The organism is Bacillus sp. FSL P2-0099 (genome assembly GCF_038007445.1).
Classification (GTDB): domain Bacteria; phylum Bacillota; class Bacilli; order Bacillales; family Bacillaceae_G; genus Bacillus_A; species Bacillus_A mycoides.
This window is the reverse complement of the sequence record NZ_JBBOXE010000001.1, coordinates 4,444,226-4,467,125: the sequence shown is the minus strand read 5'-3', so window position 1 is coordinate 4,467,125 and position 22,900 is coordinate 4,444,226. Positions and strand designations below refer to the sequence as shown.

The 22,900-nt window shown below is 36.7% G+C and carries 23 protein-coding genes and 2 pseudogenes; 20 read left to right on the top strand and 5 right to left on the bottom strand.

Annotated elements, in window-relative coordinates; all coding sequences use genetic code 11:
* Positions 1-147 precede the first annotated feature (147 nt).
* Both MKY90_RS23105 and MKY90_RS23100 read left to right on the top strand, forming a co-directional pair.
* On the top strand, positions 148-702 hold the full coding sequence (locus tag MKY90_RS23105) for a sigma-70 family RNA polymerase sigma factor (protein WP_050001079.1): 555 nt from the start codon (positions 148-150) through the stop codon (positions 700-702).
* Positions 695-1,366 carry a hypothetical protein gene (locus tag MKY90_RS23100; protein WP_002165017.1) on the top strand — a complete coding sequence of 224 codons (672 nt, stop codon included), beginning with the start codon at positions 695-697 and terminating at the stop codon, positions 1,364-1,366. The genes MKY90_RS23105 and MKY90_RS23100 overlap by 8 nt, the downstream gene beginning before the upstream one ends.
* 40 nt (positions 1,367-1,406) lie before the next feature.
* Here the strand turns inward: MKY90_RS23100 and MKY90_RS23095 are convergent.
* A pseudogene (locus MKY90_RS23095) lies at positions 1,407-1,835 on the bottom strand (ABC transporter substrate-binding protein); the annotation flags it as partial.
* Positions 1,836-2,530: 695 nt separating this feature from the next.
* Here MKY90_RS23095 and MKY90_RS30465 point away from each other — a divergent pair.
* From MKY90_RS30465 to uvrC, 9 genes and pseudogenes are all read left to right on the top strand, one after another.
* A pseudogene (locus tag MKY90_RS30465) lies at positions 2,531-2,668 on the top strand (cell wall anchor protein); the annotation flags it as partial.
* A gap of 31 nt (positions 2,669-2,699) precedes the next feature.
* On the top strand, positions 2,700-3,107 hold the full coding sequence (locus MKY90_RS30460) for a BclA C-terminal domain-containing protein (protein WP_445661556.1): 408 nt from the start codon (positions 2,700-2,702) through the stop codon (positions 3,105-3,107).
* A gap of 193 nt (positions 3,108-3,300) precedes the next feature.
* Positions 3,301-4,986, top strand: a complete 1,686-nt coding sequence (locus MKY90_RS23085; protein ID WP_113734146.1) for a long-chain-fatty-acid--CoA ligase — start codon at positions 3,301-3,303, stop codon at positions 4,984-4,986.
* Positions 4,987-5,092: 106 nt separating this feature from the next.
* Complete coding sequence (locus MKY90_RS23080; protein ID WP_012261773.1) at positions 5,093-5,680, top strand: TetR/AcrR family transcriptional regulator; 588 nt, start codon at positions 5,093-5,095, stop codon at positions 5,678-5,680.
* Positions 5,681-5,691: 11 nt separating this feature from the next.
* Positions 5,692-6,468 (top strand): enoyl-CoA hydratase, encoded by a 777-nt coding sequence (locus MKY90_RS23075; protein WP_341092645.1) that lies wholly within the window; start codon positions 5,692-5,694, stop codon positions 6,466-6,468.
* Positions 6,469-6,546: 78 nt separating this feature from the next.
* Positions 6,547-7,320 (top strand): electron transfer flavoprotein subunit beta, encoded by a 774-nt coding sequence (etfB, locus tag MKY90_RS23070; RefSeq protein WP_002088867.1) that lies wholly within the window; start codon positions 6,547-6,549, stop codon positions 7,318-7,320.
* Between the two features lie 36 nt (positions 7,321-7,356).
* Positions 7,357-8,334: an electron transfer flavoprotein subunit alpha gene (etfA, locus tag MKY90_RS23065; protein ID WP_002015402.1), complete on the top strand. Its 978-nt coding sequence runs from the start codon at positions 7,357-7,359 to the stop codon at positions 8,332-8,334.
* Between the two features lie 211 nt (positions 8,335-8,545).
* A complete protein-coding gene (gene trxA, locus MKY90_RS23060; RefSeq protein WP_000974757.1) occupies positions 8,546-8,860 on the top strand; it encodes a thioredoxin in 315 nt (104 codons plus the stop codon).
* Between the two features lie 148 nt (positions 8,861-9,008).
* Positions 9,009-10,793 (top strand): excinuclease ABC subunit C, encoded by a 1,785-nt coding sequence (gene uvrC, locus MKY90_RS23055; protein ID WP_063219801.1) that lies wholly within the window; start codon positions 9,009-9,011, stop codon positions 10,791-10,793.
* A 115-nt stretch (positions 10,794-10,908) separates the two neighbouring features.
* Here the strand turns inward: uvrC and MKY90_RS23050 are convergent, their stop codons facing one another.
* Positions 10,909-11,358 (bottom strand): YslB family protein, encoded by a 450-nt coding sequence (locus tag MKY90_RS23050; protein WP_002015405.1) that lies wholly within the window; start codon positions 11,356-11,358, stop codon positions 10,909-10,911.
* A gap of 309 nt (positions 11,359-11,667) precedes the next feature.
* Between MKY90_RS23050 and sdhC the strand changes: the two genes are divergently transcribed.
* The 4 genes from sdhC to MKY90_RS23030 all read left to right on the top strand — a co-directional run bounded on the left by sdhC (position 11,668) and on the right by MKY90_RS23030 (position 15,441).
* A complete protein-coding gene (sdhC, locus tag MKY90_RS23045) occupies positions 11,668-12,294 on the top strand; it encodes a succinate dehydrogenase cytochrome B558 (protein WP_002015407.1) in 627 nt (208 codons plus the stop codon).
* Between the two features lie 13 nt (positions 12,295-12,307).
* A complete protein-coding gene (gene sdhA, locus MKY90_RS23040) occupies positions 12,308-14,101 on the top strand; it encodes a succinate dehydrogenase flavoprotein subunit (RefSeq protein ID WP_002034228.1) in 1,794 nt (597 codons plus the stop codon).
* Positions 14,094-14,855 (top strand): succinate dehydrogenase iron-sulfur subunit, encoded by a 762-nt coding sequence (sdhB, locus tag MKY90_RS23035; RefSeq protein ID WP_002088861.1) that lies wholly within the window; start codon positions 14,094-14,096, stop codon positions 14,853-14,855. Before sdhA ends, sdhB begins: the two co-directional genes overlap by 8 nt.
* Positions 14,856-14,997: 142 nt before the next feature.
* Entirely contained in the window at positions 14,998-15,441 is a 444-nt protein-coding gene (locus MKY90_RS23030) for an acyl-CoA thioesterase (RefSeq protein ID WP_098167955.1), read from the top strand.
* 36 nt (positions 15,442-15,477) lie between these two features.
* Here MKY90_RS23030 and MKY90_RS23025 read toward each other — a convergent pair whose 3' ends face one another.
* Positions 15,478-16,257 (bottom strand): M15 family metallopeptidase, encoded by a 780-nt coding sequence (locus MKY90_RS23025; protein WP_098167956.1) that lies wholly within the window; start codon positions 16,255-16,257, stop codon positions 15,478-15,480.
* 264 nt (positions 16,258-16,521) lie between these two features.
* On the opposite strand from MKY90_RS23025, the gene motA reads away from it, so the two are divergent.
* Entirely contained in the window at positions 16,522-17,316 is a 795-nt protein-coding gene (motA, locus tag MKY90_RS23020) for a flagellar motor stator protein MotA (protein WP_002088856.1), read from the top strand.
* Positions 17,306-18,094: a flagellar motor protein MotB gene (motB, locus tag MKY90_RS23015; RefSeq protein ID WP_215599297.1), complete on the top strand. Its 789-nt coding sequence runs from the start codon at positions 17,306-17,308 to the stop codon at positions 18,092-18,094. Before motA ends, motB begins: the two co-directional genes overlap by 11 nt.
* Before the next feature lie 28 nt (positions 18,095-18,122).
* Here the strand turns inward: motB and MKY90_RS23010 are convergent, their stop codons facing one another.
* Positions 18,123-18,950 carry a 5'-nucleotidase, lipoprotein e(P4) family gene (locus MKY90_RS23010; RefSeq protein ID WP_215599298.1) on the bottom strand — a complete coding sequence of 276 codons (828 nt, stop codon included), beginning with the start codon at positions 18,948-18,950 and terminating at the stop codon, positions 18,123-18,125.
* A gap of 353 nt (positions 18,951-19,303) precedes the next feature.
* On the opposite strand from MKY90_RS23010, the gene MKY90_RS23005 reads away from it, so the two are divergent.
* From MKY90_RS23005 to MKY90_RS22995, 3 genes are all read left to right on the top strand, one after another.
* Positions 19,304-20,188 carry an ABC transporter ATP-binding protein gene (locus MKY90_RS23005; RefSeq protein ID WP_215599299.1) on the top strand — a complete coding sequence of 295 codons (885 nt, stop codon included), beginning with the start codon at positions 19,304-19,306 and terminating at the stop codon, positions 20,186-20,188.
* A 2-nt stretch (positions 20,189-20,190) separates the two neighbouring features.
* Positions 20,191-21,417 (top strand): ABC transporter permease, encoded by a 1,227-nt coding sequence (locus MKY90_RS23000; RefSeq protein WP_201053075.1) that lies wholly within the window; start codon positions 20,191-20,193, stop codon positions 21,415-21,417.
* Between the two features lie 270 nt (positions 21,418-21,687).
* The gene (locus tag MKY90_RS22995) at positions 21,688-22,119 is read left to right on the top strand and encodes an Rrf2 family transcriptional regulator (protein WP_002088848.1); all 432 of its coding nucleotides are present in this window, start codon (positions 21,688-21,690) and stop codon (positions 22,117-22,119) included.
* 61 nt (positions 22,120-22,180) lie between these two features.
* On the opposite strand, the gene MKY90_RS22990 is transcribed toward MKY90_RS22995, so the two are convergent.
* Entirely contained in the window at positions 22,181-22,846 is a 666-nt protein-coding gene (locus MKY90_RS22990; RefSeq protein WP_002067333.1) for an aquaporin, read from the bottom strand.
* Between the last annotated feature and the right edge of the window lie 54 nt (positions 22,847-22,900).

Genomic DNA, 22,900 nt, shown 5'->3' with positions numbered 1-22,900 from the left:
TGAGAGATAATATAATCCCTGTTTCATAAGCGATACTTAATTAAGCATTGCTACAATATAAAAATAATTAGAGAATATTTGTAAAAGTGTCAGAAAACCGCTCTATTCATTCGTATATATAATGAATAGAGAATGGAGTAAAGAGTGGTGATAAGGGTGAAGGATATAGAAATAGTAGAAGGTCTTCGAAAACAAGACATGTTAGCGTTACATACAGTCATTGATCAATATGGAGATTTAATTTATAAGGTGGTTCATAGTGTTTTAGATACGGCACAGAGTAAGGTGCTAGTGGATGAATGTGTTGACGATATTTTATTAATCGTTTGGTACAACATTAATAGTTATGATGAAAATCGTGGGAAGTTTAGAAATTGGCTTATATCTGTTGCGAAATTTAAAGCCATTGATTATAAACGAAAAAGTAATAAGGTCTATCAATTACAAGAGTTTCAGCAAGACATATATGTAGAAGGAAAAAATGTTAATTTAAAAAAAGAAGAGCTAGATTGTAATTTTTTCGTTTTGATTAAAGAATTGAACGAAGAAGATAAGAAAATTTTTATAAAAAGGTATTTAGATGAATATAGTGTACAAGAAATAGCGCTTGAGTTCGGTATGACACGAGATACGGTGTATAGCAGGCTTTCAAGAGGGAGAAAAAAATTGAAGAAGATGTTGGGAGGGAATAGGGATGAATAAAGAAAAGTTCCTTCAGGAATTAAATAATTTGCAGTATAGTGATGATTTTGTAGATGACGATATAAATGATGAAAAAATAGATGAAAAGAAAATAAATCGTACAAAAGAAGTTGTAACAAAAAAAATTTTAATGAAACGATGTCATGAGGTTGTAAAAGAAGGATTACAGGGAAGTGAAGAGATTTTATATAGTATGTTTGCTGAAAATCCTCGCGTGAAAAATTGGCAGACAGGAACAGCGATGAGCTTAGGGGTAGGCGTTCTTGCAATGAACTTCGGTATTAATAATATGCTAATCGTTACAAATGAACGATTGTACGTGTTTTTTGTCGATCGTTATTATAATGACGTTGATCTAAAGGTATGTTTATTAAATGAAATAGCTTCTATGAAAACAATATTAGACCGTAAAGGTGGAAGTGAATTTCTGTATATAAAGTATAAAAATAATAGAGAATACGTATTGTTAGGAAACGCTGATGATTACAGAGAGCTATTTCAAATAGTAGGTGGATTGAAAATGGCAAGCGGAATAGAACTAAGGTTACAGGATAAGAAATTAAAGAGACAGTTAACTTTAAAACGAAGTGTGTTTAATATAATCATGTATTCAATTGTTATATACTTTATTTACAAAGCTTATATTAATTTTATCCCGCATTAACGGACAGTAAAACCCCCACTGATTAAAGCTTCGCTTTTGCATCAGCAAAGTGATCGTTATTGCTTGTTGATGGATCGAACATAACTGTAGGAGCGATTTGCTCTAATTCGTTTTTAATTGCTTTACCACGGAATGAAGTTATGATAATTAAATCTGGTTTTAGACGGCTGATTTCCTCTAAGTTTGGTTGTTGAAGTGTCCCAACATCTACAACATCCTTACTCGGTTTTGTTTCTGTATTTACCCATGTATTATAATTCTTAATGTCTGCCATCCATACTGGCTGAACACCAAGTGCTAATAAGTCTTCTGAATATCCCCACTCAAGTACAACAACTTTTTTCGCTGATTTATCTAACTTCGTTTCCCCTTCAGCGTGTTTAATTGTTATAGCTTGATTTGTATTGTCCGCTTTTGTTTCTTTTTTCTCCTTTTTTTGTTGTTTGTATCTGATATACGATTTATACAAATTTTAATATATTGTATTGAAGTGCATACGTGTATCAAGGTTGAAGGAGCTGAAATTCCTTTAATGAGGAAGGCGAAAGTACAAGCGAAGGGAGAGCGTATTGCATGTAATATTTATTAGAATGTAAGGAAAAAAACTTTGTTTATAAAAGGTTTGTTCCAGAGCGGGTAGTTGATAAGGAAAATAAAAACTGATTTTTATTAGAAAGATATTTTTAATTAGTGGGCTTACTTAAAAAATCGAACACGAAGGAGGGTCAACATGTCTTTATGGAGTAATAATGCAAATGGATATTGTGGATGTAATAATCAAAATGGTGTGCATGTTGATTCATGCTGTTTTAGTTGCGATGGGACAGTTCCTAAGCTCGGTCCAACAGGCGAAACGGGAGCAACAGGAGCAACAGGAGCAACAGGAGCAACAGGAGCAACAGGAGCAACAGGAGCAACAGGAGCAACAGGAGCAACAGGAGCAACAGGAGCAACAGGAGCAACAGGAGCAACAGGAGCAACAGGAGCAACAGGAGCAACAGGAGCAACAGGAGCAACAGGAGCAACAGGAGCAACAGGAGCAACAGGAGCAACGGGAGCAACGGGAGCGACAGGTCCAACAGGAGCAACAGGAGCAACGGGAATAACGGGAGCAACGGGAGCGACGGGAGCGACAGGTTCAACGGGAGCGACGGGAGCGACAGGTTCAACGGGAGCGACGGGAGCGACAGGTTCAACGGGAGCGACGGGAGCGACAGGTTCAACGGGAGCAACAGGAGCAACGGGAGCAACGGGAGCAACGGGAGCGACAGGTCCAACAGGAGCAACAGGAGCAACGGGTGAAACAGGAGCGACGGGAGTAACAGGTACAAGTATAACTGCGACGTATGCATTTGCGAATAATACATCAGGAGCGGCAATATCAGTGCTTCTTGGTGGAACAAATGTCCCACTTCCAAATAATCAGAATATCGGTCCAGGAATTACAGTTTCGGGGGGGAACACAGTATTTACGGCCGCAAATGCAGGGAATTATTATATTTCATATACAATTAATATAACGGCCTCATTATTAGTCAGTTCGCGAATTACAATTAATGGGGCACCGCTTGCTGGGACTATCAACTCTCCTGCATTAGCAACGACTTCATTTAGTGCAACAATTATTACGACTCTTGCAGCGGGGAGTGCAATTAGTTTGCAGTTGTTTGGATTGTTAGCAGTTGCCACGTTATCAACGACTACACCTGGTGCAGTTTTAACGATTATAAGATTAAGCTAAGTAACGTGAACTCTCTTATTCTTTTAAAATTAAGAGAGTTTATACATATAATAAGAAGTTAACGAAGTAAAGCATAGTTATACAAAAGTCAGAATATTATGATTGTAACGCTGTTCTGACTATAATATAATGAAAACAATCATCATGAATGAACATTCATTTATTTTCACAAGTATTGGAAGGGGGAATGAGAGTGGAAAAACCTTGGTTGCAGAGTTATCCAGAGGAGATCCCAGGTACGATTTCATATGATATTCAGCCACTTCATGGATATTTAGAGAAAATGGCTGCTCGTTATCCAGAAAAGAAAGCGCTTCACTTTTTAGGTAAAGATGTTACATTTTCAGATTTCCATGACAAGGTAAAGAAATTTGCGAATTACCTTCAAAGGCTTGGTATTGAAAAAGGCGATAGAGTTGCGATTATGTTACCGAATTGTCCGCAATCTGTAATTGGTTATTATGGTACTTTGCTTGCGGGGGGGATTGTTGTACAAACGAATCCTCTTTATACAGAAAGAGAGCTTGAGTACCAACTTCATGACTCAGGGGCAAAAGCTATTCTTTGCCTGGATTTAGTGTTTCCGAGAGTTACTAATGTTCAAACTGCCACAAAGCTTGAGCATATTATCGTAACCCGTATTGCAGATTTTTTACCATTCCCTAAAAATTTACTTTATCCATTTGTACAAAAAAAGCAGGCAAATCTTGTTGTGAATGTGTCGGAAAGCGAAACGATTCATCTTTGGAAATCGGTAGAAAGAGAAAGTAATGCTGATGTTGAAGTTCCATGTGATCCCGAAAATGATCTAGCCCTTTTGCAGTATACAGGGGGAACGACAGGGTTTCCGAAAGGGGTTATGTTAACGCATAAAAACCTCGTTTCGAACACTTTAATGGGAGCGCATTGGTTATATAATTGTAAAGAAGGAGAAGAAGTAATCCTTGGTGTCCTTCCATTTTTTCATGTGTACGGAATGACAGCTGTAATGAATTTAAGTATTATGCAAGGATATAAAATGGTGCTTATTCCGAAGTTTGATATGAAAATGGTTTTTGAAGCAATTAAGAAACATAAAGTTACACTATTTCCAGGAGCACCAACCATTTATATTGCTCTATTAAATAGTCCTCTTTTAAAAGAATATGATATTTCTTCAATTCAGGCTTGTATTAGTGGTTCTGCACCGCTTCCTGTAGAAGTGCAGGAGGAGTTTGAGAGAGTTACAGGTGGTAAATTAGTAGAGGGTTATGGATTAACGGAGTCATCACCAGTTACACATGGGAATTTTTTGTGGGAAAAGCGTGTGCCGGGAAGTATTGGGGTACCGTGGCCGGATACAGAGGCAATCATCATGTCACTTGAAACAGGAGAGTCATTACCTCCAGGTGAAATTGGTGAAATTGTTGTAAAGGGCCCACAAATTATGAAAGGGTATTGGAATAAGCCAGAAGAAACGGCAGCTGTACTGCAAGATGGCTGGCTCCATACAGGTGATGTAGGATACATGGATGAGGATGGCTTTTTCTATGTGAAAGATCGTAAGAAAGATATGATCGTTGCTAGTGGCTTTAACGTATATCCTCGTGAAGTAGAAGAAGTGTTATATGAACACGAAAAGGTGCAAGAAGTGGTAACAATCGGTGTTCCTGATCCGTATCGAGGGGAAACTGTAAAAGCGTTTGTTGTTTTGAAAGAAGGCGCTGAGTGTTCTGAAGAAGAATTAGATCAGTTTGCACGTAAATATTTAGCAGCTTACAAAGTTCCGAAGGTATATGAGTTTAGAAGTGAGTTGCCGAAGACGACAGTCGGAAAAATTTTACGCCGTGTCCTAATAGATGAAGAGAAGAGAAAGAATGAGGATGAGCAAACGGGCTAAGGCCCTTTCTTTTTGAAAAAATAGGATTGACACTTTTCTAAATAGTCAGTATTATAAGAATATGAATGACTATTCATTCAGTCATCTTCTTGAAGGGGACAGTAAAGTGAAGAAAAATAGACCGAAATACAATCAGATTATTGATGCTGCAGTCATTGTGATTGCGGAGAATGGATACCATCAAGCGCAAGTTTCTAAAATTGCAAAGCAAGCTGGGGTAGCTGATGGCACGATTTATTTATATTTTAAAAATAAAGAAGATATATTAATATCCTTATTCCAAGAGAAGATGGGAGAATTTGTTGAAACAATTCGTCAAAAAATAGCAGGAATTGAAAGCGCTGTAGCGAAGTTATTCATGTTGGTAGAAACGCACTTCTTGCTGTTGTCACAAAATGATCCTCTTGCTATCGTTACGCAATTAGAGCTAAGGCAGTCCAATCAAGACTTGCGCCTTAAAATAAATGAAGTATTAAAAGGCTACTTACAAGTTATGGATGAGATTTTAGAGACAGGTATAAAGCAAGGTGAATTTCAGGCGGATTTAAACGTTCGCGTGGCAAGACAAATGATCTTTGGAACAGTAGATGAAGTTGTGACCAATTGGGTAATGAGCGATCATAAGTATGATCTGGTCGCACTTTCAAAAACGGTACATGGGCTACTTATTGCAGCTTGTGGTTATCGTCAATAATGGGAGGGATCATGTTGAAATTCCTATCTGTAAAAGTTGAAGATCATATCGCGGTGGCGACGTTAAATCATGCGCCAGCTAATGCGATGTCTTCACAAGTTATGCATGACGTTACTGAATTAATCGATCAAGTGGAAAAGGATGATAACATTCGTATTGTTGTTTTACATGGTGAAGGACGCTTCTTCTCAGCAGGGGCAGATATTAAAGAATTTACATCTGTTACTGAAGCGAAGCAAGCAACAGAGTTAGCACAGCTTGGACAAGTTACGTTTGAGCGTGTTGAAAAATGCTCAAAACCAGTTATTGCGGCAATTCATGGAGCGGCACTTGGCGGCGGCCTTGAGTTTGCTATGTCTTGCCACATGCGCTTTGTAACTGAAAGTACAAAGCTTGGTTTACCTGAATTAACACTTGGATTAATTCCTGGTTTTGCAGGTACACAGCGCTTACCACGTTATGTTGGTAAAGCGAAAGCTTGTGAAATGATGTTAACAAGTACACCAATTACTGGTGCAGAAGCATTACAATGGGGACTTGTTAACGGAGTGTTTTCTGAAGAATCCATTTTAGAAGATACGCTTAAAATTGCAAAACAGATTGCTGGAAAAAGCCCAGCAACAACTCGTGCTGTGCTAGAGTTATTACAAACGACAAAATCGTCTCATTATTATGAAGGTGTACAGCGTGAATCACAGATTTTTGGTGAAGTATTTACGAGTGAAGATGGAAGAGAAGGCGTAGCAGCGTTTTTAGAAAAACGTAAGCCTTCATTTAGTGGTAGGTAGTCCAATTATTTTTTTAATAAAAATTAACAGAATTTTAAAATTGATAGAATCTTTCTGAAAAATAAGGGGGTAAATGGAATGAACATCTACGTACTCATGAAACGAACATTTGATACAGAAGAAAAAATCGTAATTAAAAACGGTGCAATTTACGATGGCGAAGCGGAATTCATCATCAACCCTTACGATGAATATGCGATTGAAGAAGCGATTCAAGTAAGAGATGCACAAGGTGGAGAAGTTACGGTTATAACAGTTGGTGGCGAGGATAGTGAAAAAGAACTTCGCACAGCATTAGCGATGGGCTGCGATAAAGCGGTACTAATTAACATTGAAGATGATGTTGAGAATGGTGACCAATTTACAACAGCAAAAGTGCTTGCTGAATATTTAAAAGATAAAGAAATCGATTTAATTTTAGGCGGGAACGTTGCGATTGACGGTGCATCTGGACAAGTTGGTCCACGAGTAGCTGAAGCGTTAAATATTCCATACGTAACGACGATTACGAAGCTTGAAATTGATGGTACAAATGTGAAGATTGAGCGTGATGTTGAAGGGGATACAGAAGTAATTGAATCATCATTACCTCTTCTAGTAACAGCGCAACAAGGTTTAAATGAACCGCGTTATCCATCACTTCCAGGTATTATGAAAGCGAAGAAGAAGCCACTAGAAGAAGTAGAATTAGATGATTTAGATTTAGAAGAAGATGATGTGGAAGCAAAAACAAAAACAATTGAAATCTATTTGCCTCCTAAGAAAGATGCAGGAAAAGTGTTACAAGGCGAGCTGCAAGATCAAGTAAAAGAACTTGTATCGTTGCTCCATACAGAAGCGAAAGTAATCTAATAAAATACGAAATTATATATGCAGGAGGGAAAATCTATGGCTCGTAAAGTATTAGTAATGGGTGAAGTTCGTGATGGATCGCTACGTAACGTTTCGTTTGAAGCGGTAGCAGCAGCAAAAACAATTGCAGAAGGCGGTGAAGTGGTAGGTCTTCTAGTTGGAGACAGCGTTGCCTCTTTTGCAAATGAATTGATTCATTACGGTGCAGATCGCGTTGTGACAGTTGAAAATGATAAATTAAAATCATATACATCTGATGGATATGCACAAGCGTTTTTAGCTGTATATGCTGAAGAAAAGCCAGAAGGCATTGTATTTGGACATACGGCACTTGGTAAAGATTTATCACCAAAATTAGCAGCGAAATTAGAAGCTGGTTTAATTTCTGACGTAACGGCTTTAGAAGTTGAAGGTGGAAATGTTATCTTCACTCGTCCGATTTACTCTGGTAAAGCATTTGAGAAGAAGATTGTAACAGATGGTATATTATTTGCGACAGTGCGTCCAAATAACATTGCAACTCTTGAAAAAGACGAGTCTCGCACAGCTGACGTGTCTTCTATTACAGTTGATGTGAAAGATTTACGTACAATCATTCAAGATGTTGTCCGTAAAACTGCAGAAGGTGTTGATCTTTCTGAAGCGAAAGTTATTATAGCTGGCGGACGTGGTGTGAAGAGTGAAGAAGGATTTAAACCGTTAAAAGAATTAGCTGACGTACTAGGCGGCGCTGTTGGAGCATCTCGTGGTGCTTGTGATGCAGAGTACTGTGATTATTCATTACAAATCGGTCAAACAGGTAAAGTTGTTACACCAGACCTATACATTGCATGCGGGATTTCTGGTGCGATTCAGCATTTAGCTGGTATGTCTAATTCAAAAATAATTGTTGCGATTAATAAAGATCCAGAAGCTAGTATCTTCAAAGTAGCTGACTATGGTATTGTCGGTGATCTGTTTGAAGTATTACCTCTTTTAACAGAAGAGTTTAAAAAGTTAAAAGTACATTCATGATTTGAGTACCCTTGAGTTCCAAGTGAAGTACCCCTATATATAGAAAAAGGTGAGAGATCCCCTGTCTCTCATCTTTTTAGTATTTCATCCATATTTTTATATAGTATAAAGGAACATTTTTTTGTTACAATACATAACGATACATAATATTCGCCACGTATAAAAGTTAATGATATACTCTTGGTAGAATATACTTGAAGGAGGAAATAAAATGGCAATTATAAATGCAAATGACCAAAGCTTCGCAGCTGAAACTAGCGAAGGTGTTGTACTATTAGATTTCTGGGCGCCTTGGTGCGGACCTTGTAAAATGATCGCTCCTGTATTAGAGGAAATCGATTCAGAGTTAGGCGAGAAAGTAAAAGTAGTAAAAGTGGACGTTGATGAAAACCAAGAAACTGCTCGTCAATTCGAAGTAATGAGCATTCCAGCTCTTTTCGTATTAAAAGACGGTAAAGTGGTTGATCAAGCGTTAGGATATAAACCGAAAGAAGCGTTAGTAGAATTAGTTTCTAAACACTTCTAAAATAAAGAAGCTACCATTTGGTAGCTTTTTTTATTTTCTTTTTTACAACCTTTCCGTTACAATAAAAGAACGTATGTTGGGTGTTTTGGCATAGTATGTTTTTATGTGAAAATAAAAATGATAAGCATGTAGAAATGGAGGGAGACGAGTGCACGAGCATTTAAAAGAGAAGTTAGCAATTTTGCCCGATCAACCTGGTTGTTATTTAATGAAGGATAAGCAGGGAACGGTTATATATGTCGGAAAAGCAAAGGTACTCAAAAATCGTGTGCGCTCGTACTTTACTGGTTCGCATGATGGGAAAACACTTCGGCTTGTTGGAGAAATTGTTGATTTTGAATATATTGTGACTTCCTCAAATTTGGAGGCTCTTATTTTAGAGTTAAATTTAATAAAAAAATATGATCCAAAATATAATATTCAATTAAAAGATGATAAAACATATCCTTTCATTAAAATTACAGCTGAAAAACAGCCACGCTTACTCATTACGCGAAATGTAAAAAAGGATAAAGGAAAGTACTTTGGGCCTTATCCAAATGCGCAATCGGCACATGAAACAAAGAAATTATTAGATCGTATGTATCCACTTCGTAAATGTTCAAATATGCCAGATAAAGTTTGCTTGTATTATCATATGGGTCAATGTTTAGCACCTTGTGTGAAAGAAGTAACGGATGAGCAAAACAAAGAAATTGTTGATGAAATTATTAAATTCTTAAACGGTGGGCATAAAGAAATTCGTTCAGAATTAGAAACGAAGATGTATGAGGCTTCAGAAAAGCTAGAATTTGAACGGGCGAAAGAGTTGCGAGATCAAATTGCTCATATTGATGCAATTATGGAAAAGCAAAAGATGATTATGAGTGATTTAGTGGATCGTGATGTGTTTGGATATGCAGTTGATAAAGGGTGGATGTGTGTTCAAGTTTTCTTCGTTCGAAAAGGAAAGCTAATTGAACGTGATGTTTCTATGTTTCCGATTTATGATGAACCAGAAGAGGGATTTTTAACTTTTATCGGTCAATTTTATGAAAACAGTAGTCATTTCAAGCCGAAGGAAATTGTTGTTCCAGGAAGTATAGATTCAGAATTAGTAGAGCGCTTTTTAGAAGTTGAAGCGACACAGCCGAAGCGTGGGAAGAAAAAAGATCTTGTGGAATTAGCAAATAAAAATGCGAAAATTGCACTAGAAGAGAAATTTCACTTAATTGAACGTGATGAAGAACGGACGATTAAAGCTGTTGATAATCTAGGGAAGCAACTAGGGATTGAAACACCATATCGTATTGAAGCGTTTGATAATTCAAATATTCAAGGAACAAATCCTGTTTCAGCAATGATTGCTTTTATCGATGGGAAACCAGCGAAGAAAGAATATCGGAAATATAAAATTAAAACGGTTCAAGGTCCTGATGATTACGAATCTATGAGGGAAGTTGTAAGACGCCGTTATACGAGGGCGCTTAAAGAGAATTTACCTTTACCAGATTTAATCATTATTGATGGTGGAAAAGGCCATCTGGCCGCTACAAGTGATGTTCTGGAGAATGAACTCGGATTATATATTCCGATGGCAGGGCTTGTAAAAGATGACAAACATAAAACATCACATTTAATTATTGGAGCTCCGCCTGAACCTGTGATGCTTGAGAGGAATAGCCAAGAATTTTATTTATTGCAACGCATTCAAGATGAAGTGCATAGATTTGCAATTACATTCCATCGCCAGTTGCACGGGAAATCGGTCATTCAATCAGCATTGGATGATATTCCAGGAATCGGCGATAAACGAAAAAAGGTATTGCTAAAACATTTTGGTTCATTAAAAAAGATGAAAGAAGCTTCCATATCGGAATTTGTCGAAGCAGGTATGCCGAAAAATGTTGCAGAGATGATTTATACTTATTTAACAGATAAGAAGACGTTGTAGTTTACAACGTCTTCTGTTTTTTGGTATAATTTCTGAAGATTTAAAATAAACACACCTAAATGAATATACAAAAAAGTCAACTAAACTTATATGTCTAGTTGACTGTAAGTAGATGCTACACTTCAATGAGATCTTTTATATCCCATTTAACAAGAAATGTAATAGAGTCTGAACGCTTTTTCTGTTCCTCATAGGACTCTGCAACGACGTTTCTTTGTCTTTGAATTTGCTCGGCGATAAATCCAGCTTCTAATTGATAAGATGAATGTCTTTTTTGTTTTTGACGCTCAGTAATAAGTGTACCTTTAAGTTGAAACTGCATTTCACGACGTTTATGTTCAATGATACTTAAAGTGCCCCAACCAGCTTTTTCAAAAAACTGAATGACTTCTTCAATTGTTTCTAGCGGATATTTTCTCGCAAGGTTTCTACCAGCCCAGTATAAAATACCATCTAAATCGTTACCAATTAAATCAGGTAGTAATTCTTCACGTAGCAATTCATAAGCGAAGGCGTTCAATGAAACATCTTCTAAAGATGTTATATCGATTGTATTTTTGCTCACAATATTCCCCTCTTTCTATAGGGATTATTATATAACATTTTTCATTTATAAAAATAGATTTTTCTTTGGGGAAATCTGAATATATAAGAAAAAAAAAGAATTGGCAAATTATATGCAAATTATGTGCAAATTATGTATACGTTTTCTTGACGCTTCGACAAAAATAGGGGTAAAATGAACTTGTTATCAAATTATGCTGAAATATTTCGAATAATTTTTTCAGTTTTTCTTATGCCAATAGTGAAAAAACATTATTGTTGTAAATTAATCTGAAAACAGCAGTCAAACATTCAAGGGGGTAATGGGGACATGAAAGGCCGCGAGTATACGTTTCGTAAGTGGCACTCATTAATGGGGGTCATTCCGGTTGGTGTCTTTTTGACGCAACATTTAATTGTAAACAACTTTGCAACAAGGGGAGCAGAGGCTTTTAACAAAGCTGCAGGCTTTATGGAGCTCCTTCCATTCCGGTATGCGCTAGAAATTTTCATCATCTTTTTACCTATACTGTACCATGCTATATATGGCTTATATATTGCATTTACAGCTAAGAACAATGCGGTATCTTACGGCTATTTCCGTAACTGGATGTTCGTCTTCCAACGAATTTCAGGTATCGTTACGCTGATCTTCATTTCTTGGCACGTCTGGGAAACTCGTATTCAAGCATTGTTAGGTAAAGAGGTAAACTATGATATGATGGCAGATATTTTAAACAACCCATTTATGTTTGGTTTCTATTTAGTTGGTGTTGTTTCAACAATTTTCCACTTTGCAAATGGACTATGGACATTCTGTATAAGCTGGGGAATTACAGTATCTCCACGTTCACAAAGAATCTCTACTTATGTAACATTAGCTATTTTCTTAGGTCTATCTTATGTAGGTGTGAGTGCATTATTAGCGTTCATCGATCCACAGCTAGCAAACCAGTAAGGAGTGGGAGAGCATGAAAGGGAAACTTATAGTAGTCGGCGGTGGCTTGGCTGGCTTAATGGCAACGATTAAAGCGGCAGAAGCAGGAGTAAATGTTGAACTATTTTCTTTAGTACCAGTAAAACGTTCACATTCTGTATGTGCCCAAGGTGGAATTAACGGTGCCGTAAATACAAAAGGTGAAGGGGATTCTCCATGGATCCACTTTGACGATACAATTTATGGTGGGGACTTCTTAGCGAACCAACCACCAGTTAAAGCGATGTGTGATGCAGCACCTGGTATTATTCATTTAATGGATCGCATGGGTGTTATGTTCAACCGTACGGAAGAAGGACTTCTGGATTTCCGTCGTTTCGGTGGAACACAACATCACCGTACAGCATTTGCTGGCGCAACAACTGGTCAACAATTACTATATGCATTAGATGAGCAAGTACGTCGTCATGAAGTAGCAGGACTTGTAACGAAATATGAAGGTTGGGATTTCTTACGAGCTGTTGTAGATGATGAAGGTGTGTGCCGAGGAATCGTCGCGCAAGACTTACAAACTATGGAGATAAAAAGTTTCCAAGCTGATGCCGTGATTATGGCAACAGGGGGCCCTGGTATCATCTTTGGAAAATCAACAAACTCTATTATTAATACAGGTACAGCAGCGTCTGCTGTATATCAACAAGGTGCATATTATGCGAACGGTGAGTTCATTCAAATTCATCCAACGGCAATTCCTGGAGACGATAAGTTACGTCTTATGAGTGAATCTGCACGTGGTGAAGGTGGACGTGTTTGGACGTATAAAGATGGTAAGCCATGGTACTTCTTAGAAGAAAAATATCCAGCTTACGGAAACCTTGTACCTCGTGATATTGCAACGCGTGAAATCTTTGATGTTTGCGTAGAGCAAAAACTAGGTATTAACGGTGAAAACATGGTGTACTTAGATCTTTCTCATAAAGATCCGAAAGAACTAGATATTAAACTTGGTGGAATTATTGAAATCTATGAGAAATTTACAGGTGATGATCCTCGTAAACTACCAATGAAAATCTTCCCAGCAGTTCACTATTCAATGGGCGGATTATGGGTTGATTATAAGCAAATGACAAGTATTCCAGGTTTATTTGCAGCAGGTGAGTGTGATTATTCTATGCACGGTGGTAACCGCCTTGGTGCGAACTCATTATTATCAGCAATTTACGGTGGTATGGTAGCAGGACCGAACGCAATTGAGTATATGAAAGGTCTTTCTAAATCATCTGATGCTGTTTCATCTACTGTATATGAGCAAAATGAATTAATCGAAACAGAGAAATTTAACAATATTTTAATGCTTGATGGTAACGAAAATGCATATGTTCTTCATAAAGAGCTTGGAGAATGGATGACAGATAACGTTACAGTAGTTCGTGAAAATAAAAAGTTACTAGAAACTGATGCGAAAATTGAAGAGTTAATGGCGCGTTACAAACGCATTAACATTAACGATACAGCTAGATGGAGTAACCAGGGTGCTTCATTTACACGCCAACTTGCAAATATGTTCGAGTTAGCACGTGTTATTACAATTGGCGCATATAACCGTAATGAAAGCCGCGGAGCGCATTACAAACCAGAATTCCCAAATCGTGATGATGCAAACTTCTTAAAAACTACGATGGCGAAATTTGAGGGAGAAGGAAAGGCACCAGCATTCCATTACGAAGAAGTGGATGTTTCATTAATTAAACCACGTAAACGTGACTATTCCTCAAAACATGATGTAGCTGCTAAGGGTGAAGAGAAGGGGGATAAGCAACATGTCTGAGAAAACAATCCGCCTCATCATTACGAGACAAGATGGACCAGATGCACAAGAGTTTGATCAAGAGTTTGAAATTCCATATCGTCCAAATATGAACATTATTTCGGCACTGATGGAAATTCGTCGTAATCCTGTTGATTCAAAAGGAAACCAGACGACTCCGATTGCATGGGATATGAACTGTTTAGAAGAAGTATGTGGTGCTTGTTCGATGGTGATTAACGGAAAACCACGTCAATCATGTACAGCTCTTATTGACCAGTTAGAGCAACCAATTCGCTTAAAGCCGATGAAGACATTCCCGATTGTACGTGATTTACAAGTTGACCGTAGCCGTATGTTTAACGCGTTAAAACGGGTTAAAGCTTGGATTCCAATCGACGGTACGTACGACCTAGGGCCAGGTCCAAGAATGCCAGAGAAAAAGCGTCAATGGGCATATGAACTTTCGAAATGTATGACATGTGGTGTTTGCTTAGAGTCATGTCCGAACGTAAACAGTAAGTCTGACTTTATTGGACCAGCACCGCTTTCACAAGCGCGTTTATTTAACTCGCATCCAACTGGTGAAATGCATAAAGCAGATCGCTTACGTGCAATTATGGGTGATGGAGGACTTGCAAACTGTGGTAACTCTCAAAACTGTGTGCAATCATGTCCGAAAGGTATTCCATTAACAACTTCAATTGCAGCATTAAACCGTGATACAACAATTCAATCGTTCAAAGATTTCTTTGGTAGCGATAATAACTATTAATAAATATTGCCTCTTCATGTTGAAGAGGCAATATTTATAACTTTATATTTCTGTTTATTCTGTTTATACCGCATTAACGGGCAGTAAAACTCCCACTGATTAAAGTTTCACTTTATTTTAAGGGCGAAAAGGAGAGGGAACGATGAAGAGAATTTCTTATATTGAAGACTTTGAGCAATGGGAAAGTGATTTTTCATTTTATAATCCTGTCAAAGTTCGTTTTGGTGAAGTAGATATGTTTGGACATGTAAATAATGTCGTTGCTTTTACATATTTTGAAGAAGCGCGTATCGCATTGTTTAAAGAACTCGGATTTATGCAAGAATGGACACATGAATCATCAGAAACGATGATAGTCGTCGCAGATCTACAATGCAATTTTATTAAACAAATTTATTTTGATGAGCAGTTGAAAGTATATGTAAAGGCGGGAGCGGTTGGGAATTCCTCTTTAGATTTACACTATATGGTCAAAAATGCAGAAGGAGAAGTTTGCTTAGTTGGACGCGGTATGATGGTCCAAGCATCGAAAAAAACTGGAAGAGGCGAACCGTGGACTGAGGAATGGAAGGAATTATTACAATAATAGAATAAAAGAAAAATAAGAGAGCGATTCGCTCTCTTATTTTTTGTCCTTCGTTGCCTCTTCTAATGTTAGGTGGTGCTTATATATGTATGCGGCATATGGATTGCCAACGTAGCGTAAGTGCCACGGTTCATATGAATATTCTGTTGTCTCTGTTTTATCCTCTAAATAACGAATGACAAATCCGAACTCATGGGCATGTTCTGCAACCCATTTTCCTTCTGCTGTCTCTCCGAAAATTGGTTCTAATTGGAATTTGGCAGATTTTGAGCTAATATCCATTGCTAGACCAGTTTGATGCTCACTTGTTCCAGGAATTGCACTTACCGAATCAGCTTCAGCTTTTCCTTGGCGTTTAATATATGTGTTATGTAATGACTGTTGGCGTTTGTAAGAACGGTAACCTGAAACTGCTGTAAGTTCTAAACCTTCTTCTTTTGCTGCTTGGAACATCTGCTCAAGAGCGTCTGCAGCATCTTTACGAAGTAATGTTTTCTCTTTATCTTTTGGACTAGTAAATGGTACGTTCGGTTTCGTCAAATCTTCTGGAATGTACCCATCTGGTAATTTACGATGTTTATTGACTAATACAAGAGCAGAATCTGGGTTTGTTACAACGGAAAATTTATCATTTAGTTTCTTTGCATTAGGATTAGCTTTTGGAAAAGCAGGGATTTCTTCTTTTGGATGGTTACTATGCTTTTGACTTTCGACAGCTTTCGCCTCGTTTTGCAGTGGTGATTTAGGACCAAAGTAAGCGAAAGATGTGATACCGATTACAATAGTAGCGGCAGAAATAATTATTATCTTTTTCATGATACCTTGTAATCACTGTCCTTTCTTAATAAAATATGTATCGGTTTTATTATAAGTCTAGCTTATTGAAAAAGAAATATAAGAGTCGTAACGTAATAGAAATGCAAAGAAAATGTCAGAAAATGTGTGAAAATGTAGTATTTTTTCATATAATTCATTTCTTATCTTTCATGAAGTTCATTTTTTATGTAATATATGTATATAAGAAGATGTAGCGATTATCGAGAATAAAAGACCTCTTGTATAGACTAGGAGTGAATGGGAATGGATTTTGCAACAATTATTGGAATCATTTTAGGGGTATTAGCGGTAGTCGTAGGGATGGTCGTCAAGGGCGCTGACATAACAGCCTTACTAAATCCTGCCGCAGCACTAATTATTTTCGTCGGTACATTTGCTGCAGTGTGTATTGCCTTTCCGATGAATCAACTAAAAAAAGTTCCAAAATTATTTAAAGTTCTTTTTGGTTCAAATAAAAAAGATTTAAGTTATGAACAATTGCTAGAATTATTTGTTCATTGGACATCTGAGAGTAGAAAATACGGTATTTTGTCTTTAGAGCAACAATTAGATGAAATTGAAGATGAATTTCTTTTGCGTGGTATGAAGTTTGTGATTGACGGTGTATCTGCAGAGGATTTAGAACAAATTTTAGAAGCCGAATTAGAAGCGATTGAAGAGAGACATGCAAAAGGGGCTGCTATTTTTTCGCAAGCTGGTACATATGCACCTACACTAGGGGTTTTAGGTGCTGTTATTGGTCTAGTAGCTGCACTTGGAAATTTAACTGATATTGAAAAGCTAGGGCATGCTATTTCAGGTGCGTTTATTGCAACGATTTTCGGTATTTTTTCAGGTTACGTATTATGGCATCCGTTTGCAAATAAATTAAAGCAAAAGTCTGCTGCTGAATTAGAGAAGAAACGTTTAATTATTGATTGTTTATTAATGTTACAAGAAGGTACATATCCGTTTATTATGAAGAACCGTATTTTAGGTGCACTTTCTGCAACTGAGCGTAAAAAGCTAGAAAAAGGAGCAGAAAAAAATGCGGAGTAAGAAAAATAGAAGAGGTAAAAAGAAAAAACATGATGAGCATATCGATGAAACTTGGTTAATTCCATATTCTGATATGTTAACGTTGTTATTTGCATTGTTCATCGTATTATTCGCAATGAGTAGTATAGATGCTGCGAAGTTTAAACAGATGGCAGTTGCTTTTCGAAGTGAGTTAGCCGGTGGAACAGGAAATAAAGAGTTTTTAAGCGATCAAAAACCAAATGAGGAAAAAGAATTATCAGCAAATAGCCTTGAGGCAGAACAAGCAAAAAAACAAGCGGAAGATAGAGCTAAAGAAAAAAAAGAAATGGATGAGTTGAAAGCATTACAAAAAAAGATTGATCAATATATTAATGAGAAACAACTATCCTCTTCTTTTCAAACTAAGTTAACTGAAAAAGGATTAATGTTAACGATATTAGAAAATGTACTATTTGATTCAGGGAAAGCAGATGTGAAGTTGGAATCGTTAGGGATTGCAAAAGAGATGTCTAACCTACTTGTTTCAGCATCACCTCGTGAAATTACAGTGTCGGGTCATACAGATACGGTTCCTATCGCAAATGCTCAGTTTGCATCAAACTGGGAGTTAAGTACACAGCGTGCCGTTAATTTTATGCAGGTATTACTTCAAAATAAAGATTTGCAACCAGAAAAATTTAGTGCAATTGGTTACGGAGAATACCGTTCAATTGCACCAAATGATACACCAGAAGGAAAAGCAAAAAATAGACGTGTAGAAGTATTTATTTTACCTTTAACAAGAAATATGCAATAAAAGAGGATGGCGAAAGCCATCCTCTTTGTTATTTTGCATCAAATGATTTTAAATTGTCACGACGAATTTTATCTTTTTCTGCATCTGATTTTTTGAAATCATAGTCATATAAAGCGCCTTCCCAATCGCCATACATCGGATTAGGGAAAAGGATGAATTTCTCACCAAATTGTGCTTTTGAATCTGCGACTGTTTCATTGCGATCTTTTACAGATTTTCCATCAAAACCAGTGAAGTCAGATAAGTTATCACCGAAGAATAGGACAATATCATGTGTTTGAGAAACAAGTTCACGGCGTTTTTCTTTTCCTTTTTCTTTCGGGTCTTGTAGTAATATGTGTTCTTTCGTTGCTTGAGGAGCACCTACACGCTCGAGATTTTTAATTGTTGCATCTAGTTGATTCGTTTTACGATTTGAGATGTAGTAAATATCTACACCTTTAGACTCTGTATATTTTAAGAAATCAATAGCGCCTGGAAGAGCTTCAGCTTCAGCCTTATTAATCCAATCGTCCCATTTATAAGGATAGCCTTTTCCTGTTTTTACGCTCATTGCTTGATGAGGACTGTTATCTAAAACAGTTTCATCTAGATCAAGTACGATAGCAGGTTTTTTTTCTGTCCCTTTTGCAAGAGCTGCATCAAGCTTTAATTGACCAATATTGTAACCTTGGTAGTAAAGTGCTTTCGTTTCACCAGCAGTTTGATACCATAAATCGGCCATCAATTGCTGGTCTGTTAATTTTACTTTTTCTTCTTTCGCCACTGTTTTCTCAGCTGTTCCTGAACATGCTACAAGCGATGTGGAAAGAACGGCTACAGATAATAAAGTGGTAATACCCCTCTTCATCTTCATATGTATCCTCCTTGATGTTAGTAAATCATTTAATATTATATATTAAAATATAATGCTTTTTATATTTTTTTTTATGAACATTTGCATATTGTCTTTTGTATATGTAGTAGTTTGTCCTATATTAGAAAGATGGGTTAAATAATAATAATTATTTTGACAAGTTTTATTGTCGTAATGACAATTATAATTGACAAAAACGGGATTTTTATTTACAATTTTAACTAAATGAAACAAATGATGGGTTAGGTGTAGTGATACATATAAGAGAATGAAATATAGTACTATATTTCATTCTGAACAATCATAGGCTTTAACAGAGGGTACGAATGATAATAAAGGGGAGGCTTTATACATTGAGTTTACAAATTCAAAACTTAACAAAAATATTCGGAGAATCTAAAGCGGTTAATGGTTTGCAAATCTCGTTACCGAAAGGTGAAGTGTTAGGGTTACTTGGCCGAAATGGTGCAGGGAAAACAACGACAATTAAAATGTTACTAGGCTTATTAACGCCAAATGAAGGTTCTATTACGTGGGATGGAAAATCATTTGGTGATAGCGGGGTAACAATTGGATATTTACCAGAAGAAAGAGGATTGTATACAAAAAGTAGAGTAATAGATCAGTTGCGATATTTTGGCAGATTAGAAGGAATGACGAAGAAAGAAGTGGATCTTGCAATTGATCACTGGTTAGAGCGATTAGCAATCCCAGAATATAAATTTAAAACGGCAGGGGAGCTTTCGAAAGGGAATCAACAAAAAATTCAATTGATTGCTGCTCTTCTTCATGATCCAGAACTTCTTATTTTAGATGAACCATTTAGCGGACTTGATCCAGTTAATGCGGGAATGTTAGCTAATATTATTGGAGAACAAGTACAGAGTGGAAAGACAATTATTTTATCAAGTCATCGTATGGAGCAAGTAGAGGCTTTTTGCCAACATGTATGTATTTTGAAAAAAGGCGAAGCGGTCGTAGAAGGACAGTTAAGTGATATTAAGAAAGAATACGGTTTCCGTAATTTAACTATTGAAGATACAGTAGAGAATGAAAAGGGATTAGAAGCTATACACGTTCCGTATGAAAAACAACAAGGCCTTCTTTATGTAAAAGTACAAGGCGATGCAGAAGCTCTAAAGATTTTGCAACAATTGCAAGAACAAGGTGTTGGTTTACGACAATTTAAAATGTTAGAGCCGACGTTAAACGAAATCTTTGTAGAGAGGGCGAAATAAAGATGCGTAAATTTTCTCATGTATTTTCATTTTATTTTAAAGAAGCATTTTTATCTAAAAAATCATTAATTACGAGTGCGATTTTATTTTTGGTTGTGTTTGGGATTTTTGCATTTAATCATTTTACTTCAGGCGATGATAAAAATAAGGATAAAGATAAAATTGCAGTTGTAGTAGAGAGTTCCGCATACAAAGTACAAAAAGAAGAGCTAAATAAGCTATTGCCATCAGCAAAAATAACGGTCGGTTCAAAAGATGATTTTGATAAACTACATAAGCAAGTAGAAGAGGGAGATTTAGATGGTCTATTCCATGTGACGGAAAAGAATGGAGTTCCAGAAGTTACGTATATGTTTAATAAGTTACCTAGTGAAACAACTTCTACAATTATAGCTAGTTATTTAAAAGCGCAATATACGGCGGTAACAATTGCTAAACATAATGTTTCACCGGAAATTGCACAGCAATTGCAAACCGAAATTTCTGTGAAACAAGAAGCGATAAAAGATCGTTCTGCTTCCGCAGGAATCGCATATTTCTTTACATTTGCTTTGTATATGTTTATTATCATGTTCGGAAGTACAATTGCGATGAATATTGCTTCTGAAAAAGCTTCTCGCGTTATGGAAGTTATGATTCCGAAAGTAAAACCACTTACGATGATGTATGCGAAAATTTTAGCGGTTGTTTCAACGGCGTTATTACAACTTGCCATATTGGCATGTGGTTACTTGGTTCCTTGGTTACTAGGATGGGTAGATTTAGAAAATGGTTCATTATTTGGAGCGCCAATTGATTTTACAAAGATAGATGCACAAGTTATCGGTATGTTCCTTATTTATTTTGTTACAGGATATTTCCTTTATGCGATGATGTATGCGGCTGCTGGAGCGGTTGTCTCTAGGACTGAGGATTTACAAGGTGTTATATTGCCAGTATCGATTTTAATAATGGCCGCGTTCTTTATAAGTATTAAATCGCTAGGTGATCCAAATAGTACTGTTGTTGTTGTAAGTTCTTACGTTCCATTCTTCAGCCCGATGATCACATTCTCACGCTTTGTAGCTGGTGAAGCTGGTATGTTAGAAATTACGATAACAATGGCGGTTCTTTTAACAACAATCGGTATATTAAGTGCTGTTACAAGCCGCATTTACGTAAACGGTGTAATGAATTACTCTGATAAAGTGAAGTTTAAAGATTTGGCGAAATTTATAAAGCGTCAATAATAGAGGGAAAGCATGATTTTCTCATGGAATCATGCTTTTTCTTTACCCCGCATTAACGGGCAGTAAAACTCCCATCTCAAAATTCAGCTGGAGCAAAGAAGTTAGATGGGAGATCAACTGCCCGTAAACGCCCGATTGGTTCAACTAATAATCAGTGGGGGATGAACAAAACCCCCACTGATTAAAGTTTCACTTTATGTATAAATTAAAAATAGTATATAATAATAAGAGTTGTCTTTTAATAGAATGAATAAAAAGGAGGGTGTGCAGATGGGAATTAGTAGTCGTTTTACAGTAGGTGTTCATATGTTAACGTTACTTGCAATAGATCGAAACTCTCGCTGTACCTCTGAATGGATTGCTGGTAGTGTGAATACAAATCCAGTTGTGATTCGTCGCATTACAGGAATGTTGAAGAGAGCAGGACTTGTTGATGTACAAGCTGGTAAAGGTGGTACGACACTTGCTCGTGATTTAGATGAAATTACATTACTTGATGTATATAAAGCTGTGGAAGTTGTAGAAGAAGGACATCTATTTTCTTTCCATGAAAATCCCAACATTGAATGTCCAGTAGGAGCTAATATTCAATCGGTATTAGAGATTATTTTAATACAATCGCAAGAAGCGATGGAAAACGTACTTGCAAATGTAACGGTGCAGCAATTAGTTACAAATTTAAAGTCGAAAATTAAAGAATAAAAAAAAGCGAGCTTCCTCATGATGAGGGCTCGCTTTTTTTTATTCGGAAATATTGGAAGTTCTATTTTTCCGTATTTAAAATAAACTTTCCTACAACAGCTGCTACGATACCACCAAAAATTGGGGCAACGATGAACACCCATAGTTGAGAAATTGCTTCTCCGCCAGCGAATAGAGCTGGTGCGATACTACGAGCTGGGTTAACAGATGTTCCAGTTAACGGAATACCTAATAAGTGAATTAATACTAATGTGAAACCAATTACTAGTCCAGCTAAAGAAGAACTTCCCTTTTTGCCTGTTACAGCAACGATAACTAAAACAAATACGAAAGTTAAAATGAATTCAACTAAAAATGCTCCAGATAAACCAAGAGTTCCAAAACTATTTTGTCCTAAATTATCTAAAGGTAATTTAGCAGATCGTAAAATTGTTACTAACGTTGCAGTTCCTAATAAACCACCTAAAATTTGAGCTAATAAATAATAGCTAAGTTCCATAGCGTTCATTCTTTTGTTGATGAACATAGCGATTGATACTGCTGGGTTAATATGACATCCAGAAATTGTTCCAATGCTATATGCCATAGCCACGATAGATAATCCGAAAGCCATAGCGATACCTAATGTTCCAATCCCTTCAATTCCGCCACCAATGACAGCTACTCCAGTTCCGAATAATACAAGTACAAATGTACCAATAAATTCAGCAATTGCTTTTTTTAACATAATTTACCTCCTATTAATGCACATGAAAGGTATTATAACATAGGTTTTAGTATA

Excerpts from the sequence above, each read along its gene's own strand:
- MKY90_RS23100 (WP_002165017.1), top strand. The coding sequence starts at position 695 with ATGAATAAAGAAAAGTTCCTTCAGGAATTAAATAATTTGCAGTATAGT.
- MKY90_RS23075 (WP_341092645.1), top strand. The coding sequence starts at position 5,692 with ATGTTGAAATTCCTATCTGTAAAAGTTGAAGATCATATCGCGGTGGCG.
- etfB (WP_002088867.1), top strand. The coding sequence starts at position 6,547 with ATGAACATCTACGTACTCATGAAACGAACATTTGATACAGAAGAAAAA.
- etfA (WP_002015402.1), top strand. The coding sequence starts at position 7,357 with ATGGCTCGTAAAGTATTAGTAATGGGTGAAGTTCGTGATGGATCGCTA.
- trxA (WP_000974757.1), top strand. The coding sequence starts at position 8,546 with ATGGCAATTATAAATGCAAATGACCAAAGCTTCGCAGCTGAAACTAGC.
- sdhC (WP_002015407.1), top strand. The coding sequence starts at position 11,668 with ATGAAAGGCCGCGAGTATACGTTTCGTAAGTGGCACTCATTAATGGGG.
- sdhA (WP_002034228.1), top strand. The coding sequence starts at position 12,308 with ATGAAAGGGAAACTTATAGTAGTCGGCGGTGGCTTGGCTGGCTTAATG.
- sdhB (WP_002088861.1), top strand. The coding sequence starts at position 14,094 with ATGTCTGAGAAAACAATCCGCCTCATCATTACGAGACAAGATGGACCA.
- MKY90_RS23030 (WP_098167955.1), top strand. The coding sequence starts at position 14,998 with ATGAAGAGAATTTCTTATATTGAAGACTTTGAGCAATGGGAAAGTGAT.
- MKY90_RS23025 (WP_098167956.1), bottom strand. The coding sequence starts at position 16,257 with ATGAAAAAGATAATAATTATTTCTGCCGCTACTATTGTAATCGGTATC.
- motA (WP_002088856.1), top strand. The coding sequence starts at position 16,522 with ATGGATTTTGCAACAATTATTGGAATCATTTTAGGGGTATTAGCGGTA.
- motB (WP_215599297.1), top strand. The coding sequence starts at position 17,306 with ATGCGGAGTAAGAAAAATAGAAGAGGTAAAAAGAAAAAACATGATGAG.
- MKY90_RS23010 (WP_215599298.1), bottom strand. The coding sequence starts at position 18,950 with ATGAAGATGAAGAGGGGTATTACCACTTTATTATCTGTAGCCGTTCTT.
- MKY90_RS23000 (WP_201053075.1), top strand. The coding sequence starts at position 20,191 with ATGCGTAAATTTTCTCATGTATTTTCATTTTATTTTAAAGAAGCATTT.
- MKY90_RS22995 (WP_002088848.1), top strand. The coding sequence starts at position 21,688 with ATGGGAATTAGTAGTCGTTTTACAGTAGGTGTTCATATGTTAACGTTA.
- MKY90_RS22990 (WP_002067333.1), bottom strand. The coding sequence starts at position 22,846 with ATGTTAAAAAAAGCAATTGCTGAATTTATTGGTACATTTGTACTTGTA.